This window comes from Micromonospora sp. NPDC049374 (genome assembly GCF_040677165.1).
Lineage (GTDB): Bacteria > Actinomycetota > Actinomycetes > Mycobacteriales > Micromonosporaceae > Micromonospora.
Genome location: NZ_JBFAQH010000002.1, coordinates 44760 through 61714, shown reverse-complemented (window position 1 = coordinate 61714; position 16955 = coordinate 44760). Strand labels below are relative to the sequence as shown.

Here is a 16955-nt window from a genome sequence, read left to right as displayed (position 1 = left end):
CGGGTGGGCTACTATTTGTCGGCACGCCTCGGGGTGTGGCGCAGCTTGGTAGCGCGCTTCGTTCGGGACGAAGAGGTCGTCGGTTCGAATCCGGCCACCCCGACCAGGTGAGGGGCACATCCAGTCGCTGGATGTGCCCCTCTTTTCGTGCTGTGGCAACGCCTTCGCCGGCCAGCGCATCGGGCGCGGTGAGTTTCCCGGGGGCCAGGTTTGGCCGGTGGGTCGGCGGGGATGCCCGATCATGCGCATCGACGTGGACGAGCCGGACGCCCGCGAACGGTTCTGGGAGGGCATGCGGGAGGTTGCCAATGCCGCCGCACGCCACCAGGATCAAGCCCTCTACCAGGCGATCGTCAAGATCGGCAAAGCAGCTCTGGCGCAGGGCATCGAGGTGGTGCCGTCGGGCGGGCTCTTTCTTCAATGCCCGATCTGCGCCGCCCTGCCCGGTCAACGCTGCATCAACGTGGCCGGTCACCCGCTCGAAGATCGCGCCTGCCACCCGGAGCGGGTGGAGTTGGCCGCGAAGGCGCTCAGCGGAGAGGTGCCCTTTCCCCCTCCACTGCAGTGACGTCCTGGTTCGGCCTGCCGACGCCGAAGCTCGCCCGCCTCAGCCGACCCGGCGGCGATGCTCGCGGCGCAGCCGAGCCATCTGTACGGCGGCGATGCCGAGGAGGATCAGGAGCACCGGGCCACCGCCGAGAACGACGAGGCCGGCACCGATGTTCGCACCGATCGCTCCGGCGGTCACGATCCGCCAGGCGAGCCCGATCAACACACCGGCGACGATCAGCGGTACGAGCGCGAACCACAAGCGCGGATCGAGTTTGCGGGTGACTGTGGCGCGAATCAGCAGCGCCAGCGACACCAGCATGAGCGCGCTGGCCACGACCACCAGGACCCGGTCGCCGGTCGCGCCCAGGCTGACCGGCTCCACCGCGTAGTCGAGCGACTCGCCCTCGGCCGCGAGCCGCCGGGCCGCCTCACCGGTCAGGTCGCCGACGAGCCAGGCGGTCACCACCGGAGTGCTCAACAGCAGGGCCACCACCAGCACCGCAAGACCACGCCTCATCCCGACACCCCTCCGTCCCGCTGGGCCGTCGAGCCGGACGGCCCGGAGCAACCACCGGCAACCTCAGCGAACCACGATAGTGATCCACGTCGTTCTCCGCCCCGGTGCACAGTTCAGAAGCCGCAGGTCATGCCGGCGGTGTGGCTCACCTGGACGGTGTGCGTGACGCAGCCCGCCCCGGACACCACGTGCAACAGCAGGGCGGTGGGCTCGGCGACCCACCCGATCCGCTCATCGTCGCTCATGGTGAGCGTCGACTGCCGCCAGGTGCTCGGTGCGACCGACAGCACCGTGCCGGCGAAGGTGGCGGTCACCGGACGGTGCAGGTGGCCTGCGGCGACGCGCACCACATGGGGGTGTCGGCGCAGCACCTCGGCGAGCTCGGCACCGTCGGCGAGCCGGATCGAGTCGGCGATCGGGATGCCGACCTCGATCGGTGGGTGGTGCAGGCAGACCACGGCCGGCACGTCGGGGCGTGCGGCCAGCACCCCGTCCAGCCAGGCGAGTTGCTCCTCGCCGAGCCGCCCGCCGTCCGAGCCGGGGACCAGGGAGTCGAGCACGACCACGGTCGCCGCAGGGTGGTCGACCTGGTAGTGCGCGGAGAAGCCGCCGCCGAGCCAGGGCGTGCCGCCGAAGGCGTCGAGCAGCGACTCCCGGTCATCGTGGTTGCCGGTGACCAGGTGCACCGGCAGCGGGAACCGCCCGAGCACCTCGCGCAGCACGGCGTACTCGTCGGGACGGCCGTGGTCGGCCAGGTCGCCGGTGATGACCACGCAGTCGGGCCGGGGGTTCAGCGCCAGCACCCGGCCGAGCGCCCGGTGCAGGCCGGCAGCCGGCTCGGCACCGAGGACGCCGGTGGTCAGGTGCGGATCGCTGAGGTGGGCGATGAGCATCGGGCCTCCACTCGACCGGAGATCCCCACGCTATCGCCGCCGCGCCCTGCGCGTGGCCCCACCGGCCCTGTCCACATCCTGTGGATAGCACATGTGTACGACCACAACCGGCTCTCAGTCCCGCGTGAGTACGCTTGATCCGCGACCCGGCGCCACCGGGAACCGATCCGACCTGGAACGACGTGCGAGTGGATCACCAGCGAGTCATCCGTGACGTCACGGTCCGCCTGCCCATGGCGTCGACCGTCACCGAGGTCTGCGAAGCGGCCGTGGACGCTCTCGCCCGGCACACCCCTGCCACGATCGCCGTCCTGCTGCACGTGCACGGCCGGCTCCGCTGCGTCGCCGCCACCGGTTCCTGGCAGGTCTTCGCCACCGTCGCGCCGGACGCCGGCATCGTCGGGCGGGTCTACACCGGTGGGCGTTCCACAGTCGTCCCGGACGTCGCCGCCGACGCCGCGCACATCCCGGTACGCCCGGACGTCACCGCCGAGGTGTGCGTACCGGTCCTGAATCCGGCGGGCCGGACCATCGGCGTACTCGACCTGCAGTGGACCGGGCCGGCCGACCTCGCCTCCTGGCGGGTGGTCGCCGAACGGGTCGCGGGCCGCCTCGGCGCCCGAATCTCGGCACTCGGTGGGCCGGCGGAGAGCCGCAGCGAGAAGTTGCTCCGGCACGTCTCGGCGATGACCGCCGCCAGCACCGAGTGGGACCTCATGACGGCCGCGATCGCTGCGGCCCGGGACGTGTCGACCCTCGCCGCGGCCGTCCTGCTGCTCGGTGGCCGGGGCGGCCCGCGACTGGGTGCCCCGACCGTCGCCCCGGGCGAGTTGGAGACCCGGATGCGTACCGAACTGGCCGAGCTGGATGCCTCGGCGATCGGGCGCATCATCGACCGGGCCCACCGCTACGGGGCGGGCTACACCCTCGGTGAGGCCGGTCATCCACCCACCGACGAACATCAGCCGCTGGTCCGGGTCGGCGTCAGCACGTTGGTGGCGGTGCCGTTCGGGCCGCCGGAGCGGGGTGGGGTGCTGCTGGTCGCCGACGAGCGGCTGCTGCGGCCGGACCCGACCACCGTCAACCTGTTGGAGCTGCTGGCCGGGCAGGCGTGGAGCTGCCTGGACCGGCTACGCACCCTGGAACGGCTGCGCGAGCAGGCCAGTTCCGACCCGCTGACCGGGCTGCGGCACACCGGCCCGTTCGGGCAGCGGATCGCCACCGTGACGCCGGGTCGCACCGCCCTGCTGGCGATCGACGTGGACGGCTTCAAGGCCGTCAACGACACGTACGGCCACCAGGTGGGCGACCGGGTGCTGATCGGGCTCGCCCGGGCGTTGGAGGATGCGCTGCGCCAGGGCGATGAGTTGTACCGGATCGGCGGGGACGAGTTCGTCGCGGTGATCGAGGTGAGCCGCCCCGAGGAGGCGGTCCGCGTCGCCGAACGGCTCACCGAGGCGGCTCGCCGGGTGGGTCGCACGATCAGCATCGGAGTGGCGCTCCCCCGCCCCGGCGAGTCGCCCGAACTCGCCCTGCGCCGCGCCGACCAGGCCCTCTACGCGGTAAAACGACAGGGCCGCGACGGCGTCCACCTCTCCGCCGCCTAACCCCACCCCCTGCACCCCCTGCACCCCCTGCACCCCCTGCACCCCACCCCCGCCCACTCCCCACCTCGCCCCACCTGTTGATCATGAGGTTATTGCTCCGGAGAGCGCTCTCGGCCGACAACAACTTCATGGTCAACACAAGCGGGGTGGGGTGGGGCCGAGCGGGGAGGGGCTGGCGGGGTGGGGGGTGTCAGGGGTGGGTGAGGTCTTTGGCGAGGTGTTCGGCGATCTGGGCGGTGTTGAGGGCGGCACCCTTGCGGAGGTTGTCGCCGGTGACGAAGAAGTCCAGCGCCCTCGGGTCGTCGACGGCGCGGCGGATCCGACCGACCCAGGAGGGGTCGGTGCCCACCGCGTCGATCGGCATCGGGAACTCGCCGGCCGCCGGATCGTCGACCACGATCACGCCGGGCGCGTTGCGCAACACGCCGCGGGCACCCTCGGCGTCGATCTCGGTGGCGAAGACGGCGTGCACCGCGACCGAGTGGCCGGTCACCACGGGTACCCGTACGCAGGTGGCGGAGACCTTGAGGTCACGCAACCCGAGGATCTTGCGCGACTCGTTGCGCATCTTCATCTCCTCGGACGACCAGCCGCCATCGGCCAGCGAGCCGGCCCAGGGGACCACGTTGAGCGCCAGCGGTGCCGGGAACGGGCCGAGCTCGTCGCCGACCGCCTGCCGCACGTCGCCGGTACGCGAACCGAGCAGCCGGTCACCGGCCACCTTGGTCAACTGGTCGTGCAGTGCGTCCGCGCCGCCCTGACCGGCTCCGGAGACCGCCTGGTACGAGGCGAGCACCAGCTCCCGCAGGCCGTACTCGCGGTGCAGCGGGGCGACCGCGACGATCATCGCGAGGGTGGTGCAGTTCGCGTTGGCGACGATGCCCCGGGGCCGGTTACGCAACTGCTCCGGATTGATCTCGGGCACCACCAACGGAACGTCGGGATCCATCCGGAAGGCACCTGAGTTGTCCACCACGATGGCACCGCGACCGACCGCGATCGGTGCCCAGTGCGCGGCGACCTCGTCCGGTACGTCGAACATCGCCACGTCGACGCCGTCGAGCGCCTCCTCGGTGAGGACCTGGACGGTCAGTTCCTCGCCCCGACAGCGGACCTTCCGACCGGCGGACCGTTCGGAGGCCAGCAGCCGGATCTCGCCCCAGACGTTGCGCCGCCCGGTGAGCAGCTCACACATCACCGTGCCGACGGCCCCCGTCGCCCCGACCACGGCCAGGGTGGGCAGCCCGGCCACCCGCGCTACCGCCCCGTCCCCGCGTACACCACGGCTTCGGTGTCGCCGCCAAGGTCGAAGGCCTCATGGATGGCACGGACCGCCGCGTCGAGGTCGGTGTCCCGGCAGACCACCGAGACGCGGATCTCCGAAGTGGAGATCATCTCGATGTTCACTCCGGCCTGGCCCAGCGCGGCGAAGAAGCCGGCGGCCACCCCGGGGTGCGACCGCATCCCCGCACCGATCAGGGAGACCTTGCCGACGTGGTCGTCGTAGAGCAGGCCCTTGAAGTTCACCGTCTCCTGGATCTTGCTCAGGGCGGCCATCGCGGTCGGGCCGTCGGTCTTCGGCAGCGTGAAGGAGATGTCCGTACGGCCGGTGCCCTCGGTGGAGACGTTCTGCACGATCATGTCGATGTTGATCTCAGCGCCCGCGACGGTGTCGAAGATGCTCGCGGCGGCGCCGGGCTCGTCGGGCACCCCGACGATAGTGATCTTGGCTTCGCTACGGTCGTGGGCGACCCCGGTGATCAGTGCCTGCTCCACAGAGAGCTCCTCCATCGATCCGGTGACCATGGTGCCGGTGTTTGTCGAGTATGACGAACGGACATGGATCGGCAGCCCGGCCCGCCGGGCGTACTCCACGCTACGCAGGTGCAGCACCTTGGCACCGCAGGCGGCCAGCTCCAGCATCTCCTCGTAGGTGATCTGCCTGATGTGCCGGGCGTTGGGCACGATCCGCGGATCGGCGGTGAACACCCCGTCGACATCGGTGTAGATCTCGCAGACGTCCGCGCGCAGCGCCGCGGCCAGCGCCACGGCGGTGGTGTCGGAACCGCCCCGCCCGAGGGTGGTGACGTCCTTGGTGTCCTGCGACACGCCCTGGAATCCGGCGACGATGACCACTGCACCCTCGTCCAGTGCGCCCTTCAGGCGACCCGGGGTGACGTCGATGATCCGCGCCCGGCCGTGCACCGACGTGGTGATCACTCCGGCCTGGGAACCGGTGAACGAGCGGGCTTCATACCCCAGGTTGTGGATCGCCATGGCGAGCAGCGCCATGGAGATCCGTTCGCCGGCGGTGAGGAGCATGTCCAGCTCCCGGCCGGGCGGCAACGGGCTCACCTGGTTGGCCAGGTCGAGCAGCTCGTCGGTGGTGTCACCCATCGCGGAGACCACCACGACCACGTCGTCGCCGACCTTGCGGGCCGCGACGATACGCTCGGCCACCCGCTTGATCCGCTCGGCGTTGGCGACGGAGGACCCGCCGTACTTCTGCACCACGAGTGCCACGACGGTGCACTCCCTCCCGGTTGCCCTGAGCGTGCCGACGCCGCCGGCACCGGGGCCGGCGGCGCGGGTCGGACGACCTCAGGGTATCGGGCGTCTCTGACCGCCAGGTCAGGTGATCCCACCATCCGGCCCCGGGGCACGGCGGAAGTGGCCGGCGACACGCCGGAAACGCCAGCCTTTCCGGGGCTGTCCCGAGCCCTGCCCAACGCCCAGAATGACCGGGTGCCCGCCGCCCATCATCCGAACCGTCAGCTGACCGTCGCGCTCGCGCTCGCCGTGCCCGCACTCCTCGCCGCCTGCTCGCCCGACCCGCCCACCGACCCCGCACCGCCGCCGACCGCCGCGCCGCGTCCGGCCGGTCCGGATGCGGCGCGGGACGAGTTGGCCGCCCTGGCGGCGGCCGCGCAGGACCGGCACCTGGTCGCCCGGTACACCTTTCGGGCCGACGGGGCCGCCGACCGTCTGGTCGTCTTCACCAGCGCGAACGACGGCAGTTGGCGGGTGGACGTGCCGGGCGGGGCGCTCGGCGGCACCGCCGACATCACGCTGGCCGCGATCGCGGACGGGTTGTTCCAGTGTGGGCTGCCGTCGGCCGCCCGACCGGAGCCGGCGAGCTGCGTACGCCTCGGTGAGCGGGACGACACGCTGCCGCGCCGGCTGGATCCCCGCGTGCAGCACCCGTTCACCGACTGGCTCGACGTGCTGACCGACCGCCGCGCCCCGCTGGCGGTGTCGCCGGCCATGGCACCCGCCGACGCGACCGGCAGCTGCTACTCGGTGGAGACCACCGCGGCATCGATCAACCCGCCACTGGACGTCGGCATCTACTGTTTCGACGCCGACGGCACACCGACTGCGGTACGGGCGGCGTTCGGCACGCTGACGCTGGCCGCCCCACCCGAGCCGGCCCCGGGCACGGTGCAACTGCCCGGTCCGGTGGTCGAGGGCGAGCCGCTGGGCATGGCCGCGCCGGTGGACCCGGCCACGCCCCTCGGCACGGAACCGACCGCCACGGACCCGACCGGTACGGACGAGCACGCGGGAACGCCCTGACGACTCATCCCGTTACGGGTGTCATTGCCCACATTCGCACCCCCCTACCAGTGTGACCAAAACGCCCATACGGGACACTTTTCCCATGACCGACCTCACTCCACTGCTCGCCTTCCGCTGGAGTCCCCGCTCCTTCGACCCGATCGCGGAGTTGACGCCGGCCGAAGTGACGACCCTGCTGGAGGCGGCGCGGTGGGCGCCCTCGGTCGACAACCGGCAACCCTGGCGGTTCGCCGTCGGGCACCGCGAGGACGAGACCTTCAAGCGGATCCTGGTCAACCTGCCGGCGGGCGAACAGCGGTGGGCCGGGCGGGCCAGCGTGCTGCTGCTCGCCGCGTACCACTCCACCGGCAACCCGTTCGCGGCGTACGACCTGGGGCAGGCGGTGGCCCACCTGACCGTGCAGGCCACCGCGCTGGGGCTGCACGTTCGCCAGGTGACCGAGCTCGACCGGCCCGGTCTGGTCGCCGACCTCGATCTGCCCTCCGAGGTGCGACCGTACGTGGTGACGGCGGTCGGGCAACTCGGTGATCCGTTCAGCCTCCCGGCCGATCTGCTGGTCCGCGAGACGTCGCTACGCCACCGCCAGCCATTGGCCGAACTGCTCCTGAGCTGCTCGAACATCTCGCGTTGAGGATGCCTTTGCGAATCTCGTCCCAAATTCCGGACGAGCCTTCCCAGACCTGACGTCCATCACGTAGTGTCACTCTGTCATGTGGCAGGCGCACCTTCTCCTTGGTCGCCGCGACGAGGCCTGACGGCCGGCACCTCGTCGCGGAGTTGAACCGCGCCGCCAGCATTTCCCGGATCCTTCTCGGCCTCGCTGCCGACCTCCACCGCTGACGTCACATGACCACGGGAGAACTCCGCCATGGCTCACCCAGCCGGCACCACCGACATCGACTCCGATCCGATCGCGCGGCAGCGCCCGAGCCGGATGCCGTACACCCGTTACCAGCCGTACCGGGAGCAGTTCCGGATCGACCTGCCCGAGCGCACCTGGCCGACCCGGCACGTCGACGCCGCCCCGCGCTGGTGTGCGGTCGACCTGCGGGACGGCAACCAGGCCCTGATCGACCCGATGTCACCCGAGCGCAAGCGGCGGATGTTCCAGCTGCTGGTGCAGATGGGCTACAAGGAGATCGAGGTCGGCTTCCCCTCGGCCAGCCAGACCGACTACGACTTCGTCCGCCAGCTGATCGAGCAGGACCTGATCCCCGAGGACGTCACCATCCAGGTGCTGACCCAGTGCCGGGAGCACCTGATCGACCGCACCTTCGAGTCGCTGCGCGGGGCCCGCCGGGCGATCGTGCACTTCTACAACTCGACCTCGACCCTGCAACGTCGGGTGGTGTTCGGGCTGGACCGGGACGGCATCACCGACATCGCGACCAGCGGCGCCCGGCTCTGCCAGAAGTACGCGGAGATCCACACCCCGGACACCGAGATCTTCTACGAGTACTCGCCGGAGTCCTACACCGGCACCGAGCTGGAGTACGCGCTGGAGGTCTGCGCGAAGGTCATCGACGTGATCGACCCCACCCCGGACCGCAAACTGATCATCAACCTGCCGGCCACCGTCGAGATGGCCACGCCGAACGTGTACGCCGACTCGATCGAGTGGATGCACCGGCGCCTGCCCCGACGCGACAGCCTGGTACTCAGCCTGCACCCGCACAACGACCGGGGCACCGGGGTGGCCGCCGCCGAGCTGGGCCTGCTGGCCGGCGCCGACCGGATCGAGGGCTGCCTGTTCGGCAACGGCGAGCGCACCGGCAACGTCGACCTGGTGACGCTGGGGCTGAACCTGTTCTCCCAGGGCATCGATCCGATGATCGACTTCTCGGACATCGACGAGATCAAGCGGGCCGTCGAGTACTGCAACCAACTGCCCGTGCACGAGCGCCACCCGTACGCCGGCGACCTGGTCTACACCGCCTTCTCCGGCTCCCACCAGGACGCCATCAACAAGGGGTTCACCGCGCTGGAGGCCGACGCGGCGGCGGCCGGGGTACCGGTCGACGGGTTCACCTGGGCAGTGCCGTACCTGCCGATCGACCCGAAGGACCTGGGCCGCAGCTACGAGGCGGTGATCCGGGTCAACTCGCAGTCCGGCAAGGGCGGCGTCGCGTACGTCATGAAGACCGAGCACCAGCTCGATCTGCCCCGCCGGCTCCAGATCGAGTTCTCCGGCGTGGTGCAGCAGGTGACCGATCACGACGGCGGTGAGGTCGACCCGGCCACCATGTGGCAGATCTTCGCCGGGCAGTACCTGCTCGACCACCAGCGCGAGCCTGCGGTGGCGCTGTCCGAGTACGCGATCGGTACCGCCGACGGAAAGGTCGAGATCACCGCCCAGATCCACACCGGGGGACGGGACCGCTCCATCACCGCGATCGGCAACGGCCCGATCGACGCGTACGTCAACGCGCTGGGCTCGGCCGGTGTGAGCGTCCGCGTGCTCGACTACCACGAGCACGCGCTCTCCTCCGGTGGGGACGCGCAGGCCGCCGCGTACGTCGAGTGCGAGGTGCAGGGGAACACCGTCTGGGGTGTCGGGATGGACGCCAACATCGTCACCGCCTCCATCAAGGCGGTCACCAGCGCCGTCAACCGCGCCCGAGGCTGAGACGACACGCGGGGCCCCGCATTGAATGCGGGGCCCCGCGTCATCTCGGTGTGGAGACCGGCAACGAGTGGCAGGGCTGGGCTGGTGGCGGGCGACGGGCCGGCCGGTGCACCAGCAGGGCGGCGATGAGGGCACCGGCCAGCAGCAGGCCGGCACACCAGAGCAACGCGCCACGGTAGGCGGCGGTGAGTTCCGCGGGTTGTTCGTACCCGGTGCCGGTCAGCCCGACCAGCAACGGCAGGGCCGCCACCGCGAGCAGCCCACCGACCCGCGAGGCGGCGTTGTTGAAGCCGCTGGCCACTCCCGCGAAGCGGTCGTTCACGGCGGCCAGCACCGAGGCGGTCAGCGGCGCCACGACCAGGGTCAGCCCGACTCCGAAGATCGCCACCCCGGGCAGCACCTGCCGCCAGTACGACGCACCCGGCTCGATCTCGCGCAGCATCAGCAGCCCGACGGCGGCCAGCAGCGGCCCGACGGTCAGCGGCAACCGGGGTCCGATCCTCGTCGACAGCGCACCGGTGACCGGCGAGCCCACCAGCAGCAGCAGGGTCATCGGCAGCAACGCGAGGCCGGTGAGCAGGGCTGACCAGCCGATCACGTTCTGTAGGTACACGGCGATGAAGAAGGTGAACCCGCCGAGAGCGGCGTAGACCAGCACGGTGAAGAAGTTCAGCACCGAGAACAACCGGCTGCGGAACAGGCCGGTGGGCAGCATCGCGGTCTCCCCACGGCGCCGCTCCAGGACCACGAACGCCACCGCGGCGACCACCCCGGCCAGGGCTGCCACCACCACCGCCGGCGAGTCCAGACCCCGGTCGGGGGCGTCGACCAGGGCGTACGTGACACCCGCGAGGGCGAGTGCGCCGAGCAGAGCGCCGGCCACATCGAACTGGCGGGTGCCCCGCTTCCGGGACGCGTTCTCGTCCCGGCTCTCCGGAACCCAGCGGAGCGTCGCCAGCACGACGAGCACCGCCAACGGCACGTTCAGGAAGAAGATCCACCGCCAGGAGAGGGCGTCGATCAGCCAACCGCCGATGAACGGCCCGAGCGCGGTGGAGACACCGGAGAGCCCCGACCACGCTCCGATCGCCTTCGCCCGGTCGTCGGGATGGAAGCTGGCCTGAAGCAGCGCCAGCGAACCCGGGGTGAGCAGGGCACCCCCGGCACCCTGGAGGAACCGCGCGGCCACCAGCCAGTCGGTGCGCAGCGCGAACCCGCAGAGTATGGAGGCGACGGTGAACCAGACCACGCCGAGCAGGAACACCCGCCGACGCCCGAAGCGGTCGCCCAGCGCCCCACCGAGCAGGACGAACGCGGCGAGGGTCAGCAGGTAGCCGTTGATGGTCCACTGAAGACCTGCCACCGATGCGCCGAGATCGGCACCGAGGTGGGGCAGCGCCACGTTGACCACGGTGCTGTCCAGGAAGACCATGCCGGAGGCCAGCACGGCGGCGGCCAGGGTGCCCCGGCCGGCGCTGCTGCGCAGGCGGAGGGCGGACGAGGGTTCGGGCATGGTTACCAATCTGCCGTGCACCATCCGCCAGACACCACGAAACGCCGAAACCCTGGCCGGGTACTGTGCGGGATCGCCGGAAGCCCGCAAGCTGGAAAGGTGTCGTCTGTGCGTACCAGATCAGGACCCCGCGCCCCGGGGGCGCTCGCGCTCGTCGCGGCGCTGACCCTCGGCGCCGCCGGCTGCGTCCCGCTTGAGGAGGAGCCGGTCACGCCGCCGAGCGGCAGCGGCAACATCAACCAGATGCTCGCGGAACTGACCGTCGCCGAGGCGGGCTCGATGCGCGGCTACAGCCGCAACCGCTTCCCGCACTGGCGCAAGACCGGCCAGAACTGCGACGTCCGCGACACCGTGCTGGAGCGCGACGGCAAGGCCATCGAGCACTCCGGCTGCAACGTGGTCGGCGGGCGGTGGGAGAGCGTCTACGACGGACGCACCTTCACCGACCCCTCCGACGTGGACATCGACCACATGGTCCCGCTGGCCAACGCCTGGCGCTCCGGCGCCGACGAATGGGACGACTCGAAGCGCGGCGACTTCGCCAACGACCTCGACCGGCCGCAGCTCTTCGCGGTTTCCGCATCCTCCAACCGGGCAAAGGGTGACCAGGACCCGTCCCAGTGGAAGCCATCAAACCGGTCATACTGGTGTCAATATGCCGGGGACTGGGTGGCGGTGAAGCACCACTGGCAGCTGACGGTGACCAGTGCCGAGCAGGCCGAACTGGCCGACATGTTGGAGGGCTGCACATGGGAGAGCAAGCCGTAACCGGCGCCGACGGCGCACCGGCACCCGAGCGCATGCCGGATCCGGGCGGTGAGGACGCGGCGGCGGCCACCGGCAGCCCGCCACCCGGCCCGGCCACGGCCGGCATGACCGCCGACGGTGCCGCCGCGGGTGAGGTGGAGGTGCCGGGCGCCGGGATGACCGCCGACGCCGGCGGTGCCACCGGCCCGCAGAGCCGCAGCGCCGACATCGTGCCGGGACCGGGCGGCGTGATGACCGACGAGGTCGGCGTGGTGACCGGTGAGCTGACCCTGCGCACCGACTTCGCCGACGGGCGGGTCAGTCTGCACGTCCAGTACAAGGACGCCGACGAGTGGTACGCGGTCACCGGCGCCAGCACGCCGCTGGCCGACGTCGCCGGGCTGGACGCGGTACACAACATCGCCATCGGCCTGCTGCACCGCCCGGAAGGCTGATCGCCGCCGGGACGTCGGCAATATCCGGGCAAGGGCCCCTTCCGGCAGCTCAGGCGTCAGGAAGGGACCCGTTGCTCCGGAACTACACGAAGGAGCCCGGCTCGGTAGGAGCGGAGACGACCGAGGGCTCCTCGCCCTCACCCGCCGGCCGGGTGATCTCCACGCTGACCTTGTGCCGACGCAGTTCCCCGCTGGCGATCTGCTCTGCCCAGTGGCAGGCGACCCGACTGCCGCCGATCTCCCGCAGCCCCGGCCGCTCGTCGGCGCAGCGGGTCGGCTGCGCCCACGGGCACCGGGTGTGGAAGCGGCAGCCCGACGGCGGATTGGCCGGCGAGGGCAGATCACCGGCGATGAGGATGCGCTCCCGGCGATCCTCCACGTCCGGGTCGGGCACCGGCACCGCCGACATCAGTGCCCGGGTGTACGGGTGCAGCGGTTCGGTGTAGAGCCGGTCGCTCGGCGCCTCCTCGACAAGTGCACCCAAATACATCACGCCGACGGTGTCGGAGATGTGCCGGACCACCGCCAGGTCGTGCGCGATCACCAGGTAGGTCAGACCGAGATTGTCCTGAAGTTCGTCGAGGAGGTTGACCACCTGGGCCTGAATCGACACGTCGAGCGCGGACACCGGCTCGTCCGCGACGATGAGTTCCGGCCCCAGCACCAGCGCCCGGGCGATACCGATGCGCTGCCGCTGGCCGCCGGAGAACTCGTGCGGGTAGCGAGACAGCGCCCAACGCGGCAGCCCGACCTGGTCCAACGTCTCGGCGATGATCTTGCGACGACCGTCCCGGTCACCACCGATACCGTGCGCCTGTAGGCCCTCGGTGAGGATGGACTCGACGTTCTGCCGTGGATCGAGGCTGGACATCGGGTCCTGGAAGATCATCTGCATCCGGCGGCGCATCGTGCGCAGCTTGTTCGGTGCAAGCGTGGTCAGCTCGACCCCGTCGAAGCTGACCTCGCCCGAGGTCGGCGGGGTGAGCTGGAGCAACGCCCGCCCGAGCGTGGACTTTCCGCAGCCCGACTCGCCGACCAGGCCGTACGTCTGGCCGCGCGTGATGCGCAGGTCGACGCCGTCGACCGCCTTGACGTGGCCGACCGTACGGTCGAACAGCACCCCCCGCTTGATCGGGAAGTGCACCTTCAGGTCCCGTACCTCGACGAGGGTGTCCTCTCCGCTCATGACGGCACTCCGCTTCGCTGCGTGCCGTTATGAGGCACCACCACACTGAGCCGATTGATTCGCTCGCTGCGCTCGCTCACGGCGTCTCCTCCTCGCTGGGGGCGGCGGCCAGGCCCGGCACGGCCGGCGGGTCGTCCGGCACCGCCTGCGCGGGCACCGAGCCCGGCGTGGCCTGTCCCGGTTGCGCCTCCCGGACCTCCTCGCCGCGGGTCAGGCCCGGCACCGGCGCCGGGTTGACGCACCGGTAGCTGCGACCGTCGTGGGTCAGCACCAGGTCCGGCGGCTCGCCGACGCAGGCGTCCACCCGTCGGTCGCAGCGCGGGGCGAAGGCGCAGCCGTCCGGCCAGGGCAGCAGGTCACGCACCGAGCCCGGAATCGGGTTCAGCCGCTCACCGCGTCCCGCGTCCAGTCGCGGCACCGAGCCGAGCAACCCCACGGTGTACGGATGCCGGGGCTGGCGGAACAGCGGACGCCGCCGTGCGGTCTCCACCACCCGACCGCCATAGAGCACGTTGATGGTGTCGCACATGCCGGCCACCACGCCCAGGTCGTGCGTGATCATCACCAACGCGGTGCCGGAGTCCCGGACCAGATCCTTCAACAGTTCCAGGATCTGCGCCTGAATGGTGACGTCCAGCGCGGTCGTCGGCTCATCGGCGATGAGCAGCCGGGGTTGGCAGGCCACCGCCATGGCGATCAGGGCACGCTGGCGCATCCCACCAGAGAGCTGGTGGGGGTACTCCTTGAGCCGCCGCCTCGGGTCGGGAATGCCGACCCGGTCCAGCAACTGCGCAGCCTCCTTCGCCGCCGCCTCCCCCCGCATCCCACGGTGCCGGGTCAGCACCTCGGTCACCTGGAGCCCGATCGGCACGACCGGGTTCAGCGACGACAGCGGATCCTGGAAGATCATCGCGACGTCCCGACCCCGGATGTCCCGCCGCGACCGGTCGTCGAGCTGAAGCAGATCGGTGCCGTCGAAGACGGCCTTGCCGGCCACCTGAAGGCCGGGCTGCTTGGGCAGCAGGCCCATGATCGCCAGTGAGGTCACCGACTTGCCGCAGCCGGACTCGCCGACCAGGCCGACGACCTCGCCGGCCTCCACGGAGAAGGAAACTCCGTCCACGGCCCGCACGGTCCGCTGACCGCGCCGGGCAAAGGTCACCGAAAGATCTTCGACATCAAGCAGTGCCATGTCGCACCGCCCTTTCGTTCACAGCCACGGAAGTCAAATGCGCGCTTCTCATGCTCGGCATGCCTACTTCCGCAGCTTCGGGTCGAGGGCCTCACGCATCGACTCACCGAGCAGGGTGAAACCCAGCGCGGTGATGATGATGGCGACCGCCGGGTAGATGGCCAGCTCGGGCCGGATGCCCAGGTACTGCTGCGCGTCGGCGAGCATGACGCCCCACTCGGGGGTTGCCGAGTCGGGGTTGCCGAGCCCGAGGAAGGACAGTGCTGCCGCTTCGATGATCGCTGTGGCCAGGGTCAGCGTCGCCTGGACAATGACCGGGGCGAGCGAGTTGGGCAGCACGTGGGCCAGGGCGATCTTCGACTTGCGTACACCGAGCGAGGTGGCGGCCAAAACGTAGTCGCTGTTGGACTGGGCGATCATCGAGCCACGCAGCAGCCGGGCGAAGACCGGCACCGAGACCATCCCGACCGCAATCATGACCGTGGTCAGGCTCGGTCCGAGCAGCGCGGCGATGCTGACCGCCAGCAGCAGGCTCGGCAGCGCCAGCAGCATGTCGATGAACCGCATCAGGGTGCTGTCGACCCATCGGCCCCAGCGCCCGCCGAGGCCGGCGGCGGCACCCGCGACACCGCCGATCAACACGCCGACGGCGAGACCGATCAGGGTCGCCACCACGCCGACCAGCAGGGTCTGCCGGGCCCCGACGATCATGCGGCTGAAGACGTCCCGACCCTGGTGGTCGTAACCGAACCAGTGCTCGCTGGAAGATCCGGGGATGAGCCCCGGTTTGATGACGCCCTCCCGGATGCCCATCGTGTCCGTCGGCCCGTACGGCACCAGGAACGGGCCGATCAGCGCGACCAGGACGAAGACGGTGAGGATGACCGCGCCGATGATGGCGGCCGGGTTGCGCCGCAGCCGACGGAAGGCGTCCTGCCAGAGGCTCACCCCCCGCTCCTCGTCGCGGGCGGCCAGTTCGGCGAGTCGGTCGATCTTCTCTCGCTTCTTGCCACCGATGGTCGTCATCGGACCCTCACCCTCGGGTCGATCAGGCTGTAGGAGAGGTCCACTATCAGGTTCACCAGCACGTAGACCACGGCGATGATCATGATGAAGCCCATCAGCACCGGATAATCGCGCTGGTTGATGGAGTCGGCGAGAAAGGCGCCGATCCCGCTGAAGGCGAAGACCGTCTCGGTCAGCACCGCGCCGGAGAGCAGGCCACCGGTGAGCAGACCGATCGAGGTCACCACCGGGAGCATGGCGTTGCGCAGCACGTGCCGGCGGCGCACGACGTTCTCGGTCAGGCCCTTGGCCTCGGCGGTACGCACGAAGTCCTCGTTGAGCACCTCGAGCACACTGGCCCGGGTGATCCGGACGATGATCGCCAAGGGGATGCTGGCCAAGGCGAGCGCCGGCAGCACGAGATGCATGAGCGCGTCGGCTGCGGCGTCCCACTCCCGGGTCATCAGTCCGTCGAGGACGAAGAAGTTGGTGATCCGGGTGGCGCCGATGGTCGGGTCCTGCCGGCCGCTGGAGGGGAACCAGCCGAGGTTCTCCGAGAAGATCGCCTTGAGGATGTACGCGAGGAAGAAGACCGGGATGCAGATGCCGATCAGCGACCCGCCGACGGAGGCGTGATCGAGGAAGCGGCCACGACGACGGGCGGCCAGGTAGCCCAGCGGAATGCCGATGCCGACCGCGATCACCATCGCGGTGATGGTCAGCTCGACGGTGCCGGGGAATCGTTGCAGGAACTCCGTCGTCACCTCGCGCTTCGTCGAGATGGACGTACCCAGGTCGAGGCGGATCATCCGACGGACGAACCGGCCGTACTGGATCAGGATCGGCTCGTCGAGACCGAGATTGCGGCGGATCGCGGCACGCATCTCGGGTGTGCCCCGCTCGCCGAGAATGGCGGTCTCGGGGCCTCCGGGCAGTCGCCGGAGCCAGATGAACAACAGGATGGAGAGCCCGAACAGCGTGGGTATCAACTGAAGCAGGCGTCTGACGATGAACCGGAACACGGCGGCCTCGGAAGGGGGCAAGGGATCACGGGCGGGCGCTGTGGGTCACAGCGCCCGCCCG

Annotated in this window: 16 protein-coding genes and 1 tRNA gene; 8 read left to right on the top strand and 9 right to left on the bottom strand. The window is 70.4% G+C overall.

Features of this window, described 5'->3' with window-relative positions; genetic code table 11:
• Window positions 1–29 precede the first annotated feature (29 nt).
• Window positions 30–106 (top strand) — tRNA-Pro (locus AB0J93_RS03660).
• A 135-nt stretch (window positions 107–241) separates the two neighbouring features.
• Window positions 242–568, top strand: coding sequence for a hypothetical protein (locus AB0J93_RS03655; RefSeq protein WP_363917826.1), 327 nt, complete (start codon window positions 242–244; stop codon window positions 566–568).
• Window positions 569–607: 39 nt separating this feature from the next.
• Here AB0J93_RS03655 and AB0J93_RS03650 read toward each other — a convergent pair whose 3' ends face one another.
• Together AB0J93_RS03650 and AB0J93_RS03645 are read right to left on the bottom strand one after the other, a co-directional pair.
• Window positions 608–1069, bottom strand: a complete 462-nt coding sequence (locus AB0J93_RS03650) for a hypothetical protein (protein ID WP_363917824.1) — start codon at window positions 1067–1069, stop codon at window positions 608–610.
• Window positions 1070–1182: 113 nt separating this feature from the next.
• A complete protein-coding gene (locus AB0J93_RS03645; RefSeq protein WP_363917822.1) occupies window positions 1183–1962 on the bottom strand; it encodes a phosphodiesterase in 780 nt (259 codons plus the stop codon).
• A 188-nt stretch (window positions 1963–2150) separates the two neighbouring features.
• Here AB0J93_RS03645 and AB0J93_RS03640 point away from each other — a divergent pair, with 188 nt between their 5' ends.
• Window positions 2151–3569, top strand: coding sequence for a sensor domain-containing diguanylate cyclase (locus AB0J93_RS03640; RefSeq protein ID WP_363917820.1), 1419 nt, complete (start codon window positions 2151–2153; stop codon window positions 3567–3569).
• Window positions 3570–3759: 190 nt separating this feature from the next.
• Here the strand turns inward: AB0J93_RS03640 and AB0J93_RS03635 are convergent, their stop codons facing one another.
• Window positions 3760–4821: an aspartate-semialdehyde dehydrogenase gene (locus AB0J93_RS03635; RefSeq protein ID WP_363917818.1), complete on the bottom strand. Its 1062-nt coding sequence runs from the start codon at window positions 4819–4821 to the stop codon at window positions 3760–3762.
• A 5-nt stretch (window positions 4822–4826) separates the two neighbouring features.
• Window positions 4827–6092, bottom strand: a complete 1266-nt coding sequence (locus tag AB0J93_RS03630) for an aspartate kinase (RefSeq protein WP_363917816.1) — start codon at window positions 6090–6092, stop codon at window positions 4827–4829.
• A 222-nt stretch (window positions 6093–6314) separates the two neighbouring features.
• Between AB0J93_RS03630 and AB0J93_RS03625 the strand changes: the two genes are divergently transcribed.
• From AB0J93_RS03625 to leuA, 3 genes are all read left to right on the top strand, one after another.
• Complete coding sequence (locus AB0J93_RS03625) at window positions 6315–7145, top strand: hypothetical protein (RefSeq protein WP_363917814.1); 831 nt, start codon at window positions 6315–6317, stop codon at window positions 7143–7145.
• Between the two features lie 85 nt (window positions 7146–7230).
• Window positions 7231–7779 (top strand): nitroreductase family protein, encoded by a 549-nt coding sequence (locus AB0J93_RS03620; RefSeq protein WP_363917812.1) that lies wholly within the window; start codon window positions 7231–7233, stop codon window positions 7777–7779.
• Between the two features lie 237 nt (window positions 7780–8016).
• A complete protein-coding gene (leuA, locus tag AB0J93_RS03615) occupies window positions 8017–9774 on the top strand; it encodes a 2-isopropylmalate synthase (RefSeq protein WP_363917810.1) in 1758 nt (585 codons plus the stop codon).
• A gap of 40 nt (window positions 9775–9814) precedes the next feature.
• On the opposite strand, the gene AB0J93_RS03610 is transcribed toward leuA, so the two are convergent.
• The gene (locus tag AB0J93_RS03610) at window positions 9815–11287 is read right to left on the bottom strand and encodes an MFS transporter (protein WP_363917808.1); all 1473 of its coding nucleotides are present in this window, start codon (window positions 11285–11287) and stop codon (window positions 9815–9817) included.
• Between the two features lie 108 nt (window positions 11288–11395).
• Between AB0J93_RS03610 and AB0J93_RS03605 the strand changes: the two genes are divergently transcribed.
• On the top strand, window positions 11396–12055 hold the full coding sequence (locus AB0J93_RS03605) for an HNH endonuclease family protein (protein WP_363917806.1): 660 nt from the start codon (window positions 11396–11398) through the stop codon (window positions 12053–12055).
• On the top strand, window positions 12037–12489 hold the full coding sequence (locus AB0J93_RS03600; RefSeq protein ID WP_363917804.1) for a hypothetical protein: 453 nt from the start codon (window positions 12037–12039) through the stop codon (window positions 12487–12489). The genes AB0J93_RS03605 and AB0J93_RS03600 overlap by 19 nt, the downstream gene beginning before the upstream one ends.
• Before the next feature lie 82 nt (window positions 12490–12571).
• Here the strand turns inward: AB0J93_RS03600 and AB0J93_RS03595 are convergent, their stop codons facing one another.
• The 4 genes from AB0J93_RS03595 to AB0J93_RS03580 form a co-directional block, all read right to left on the bottom strand.
• Complete coding sequence (locus AB0J93_RS03595; protein WP_363917802.1) at window positions 12572–13675, bottom strand: oligopeptide/dipeptide ABC transporter ATP-binding protein; 1104 nt, start codon at window positions 13673–13675, stop codon at window positions 12572–12574.
• Between the two features lie 76 nt (window positions 13676–13751).
• Window positions 13752–14867 carry an ABC transporter ATP-binding protein gene (locus tag AB0J93_RS03590; protein WP_363917800.1) on the bottom strand — a complete coding sequence of 372 codons (1116 nt, stop codon included), beginning with the start codon at window positions 14865–14867 and terminating at the stop codon, window positions 13752–13754.
• Window positions 14868–14930: 63 nt separating this feature from the next.
• Window positions 14931–15893: an ABC transporter permease gene (locus tag AB0J93_RS03585; RefSeq protein WP_164450034.1), complete on the bottom strand. Its 963-nt coding sequence runs from the start codon at window positions 15891–15893 to the stop codon at window positions 14931–14933.
• Window positions 15890–16894: an ABC transporter permease gene (locus tag AB0J93_RS03580; RefSeq protein ID WP_093410022.1), complete on the bottom strand. Its 1005-nt coding sequence runs from the start codon at window positions 16892–16894 to the stop codon at window positions 15890–15892. Before AB0J93_RS03580 ends, AB0J93_RS03585 begins: the two co-directional genes overlap by 4 nt.
• Window positions 16895–16955 lie beyond the last annotated feature (61 nt).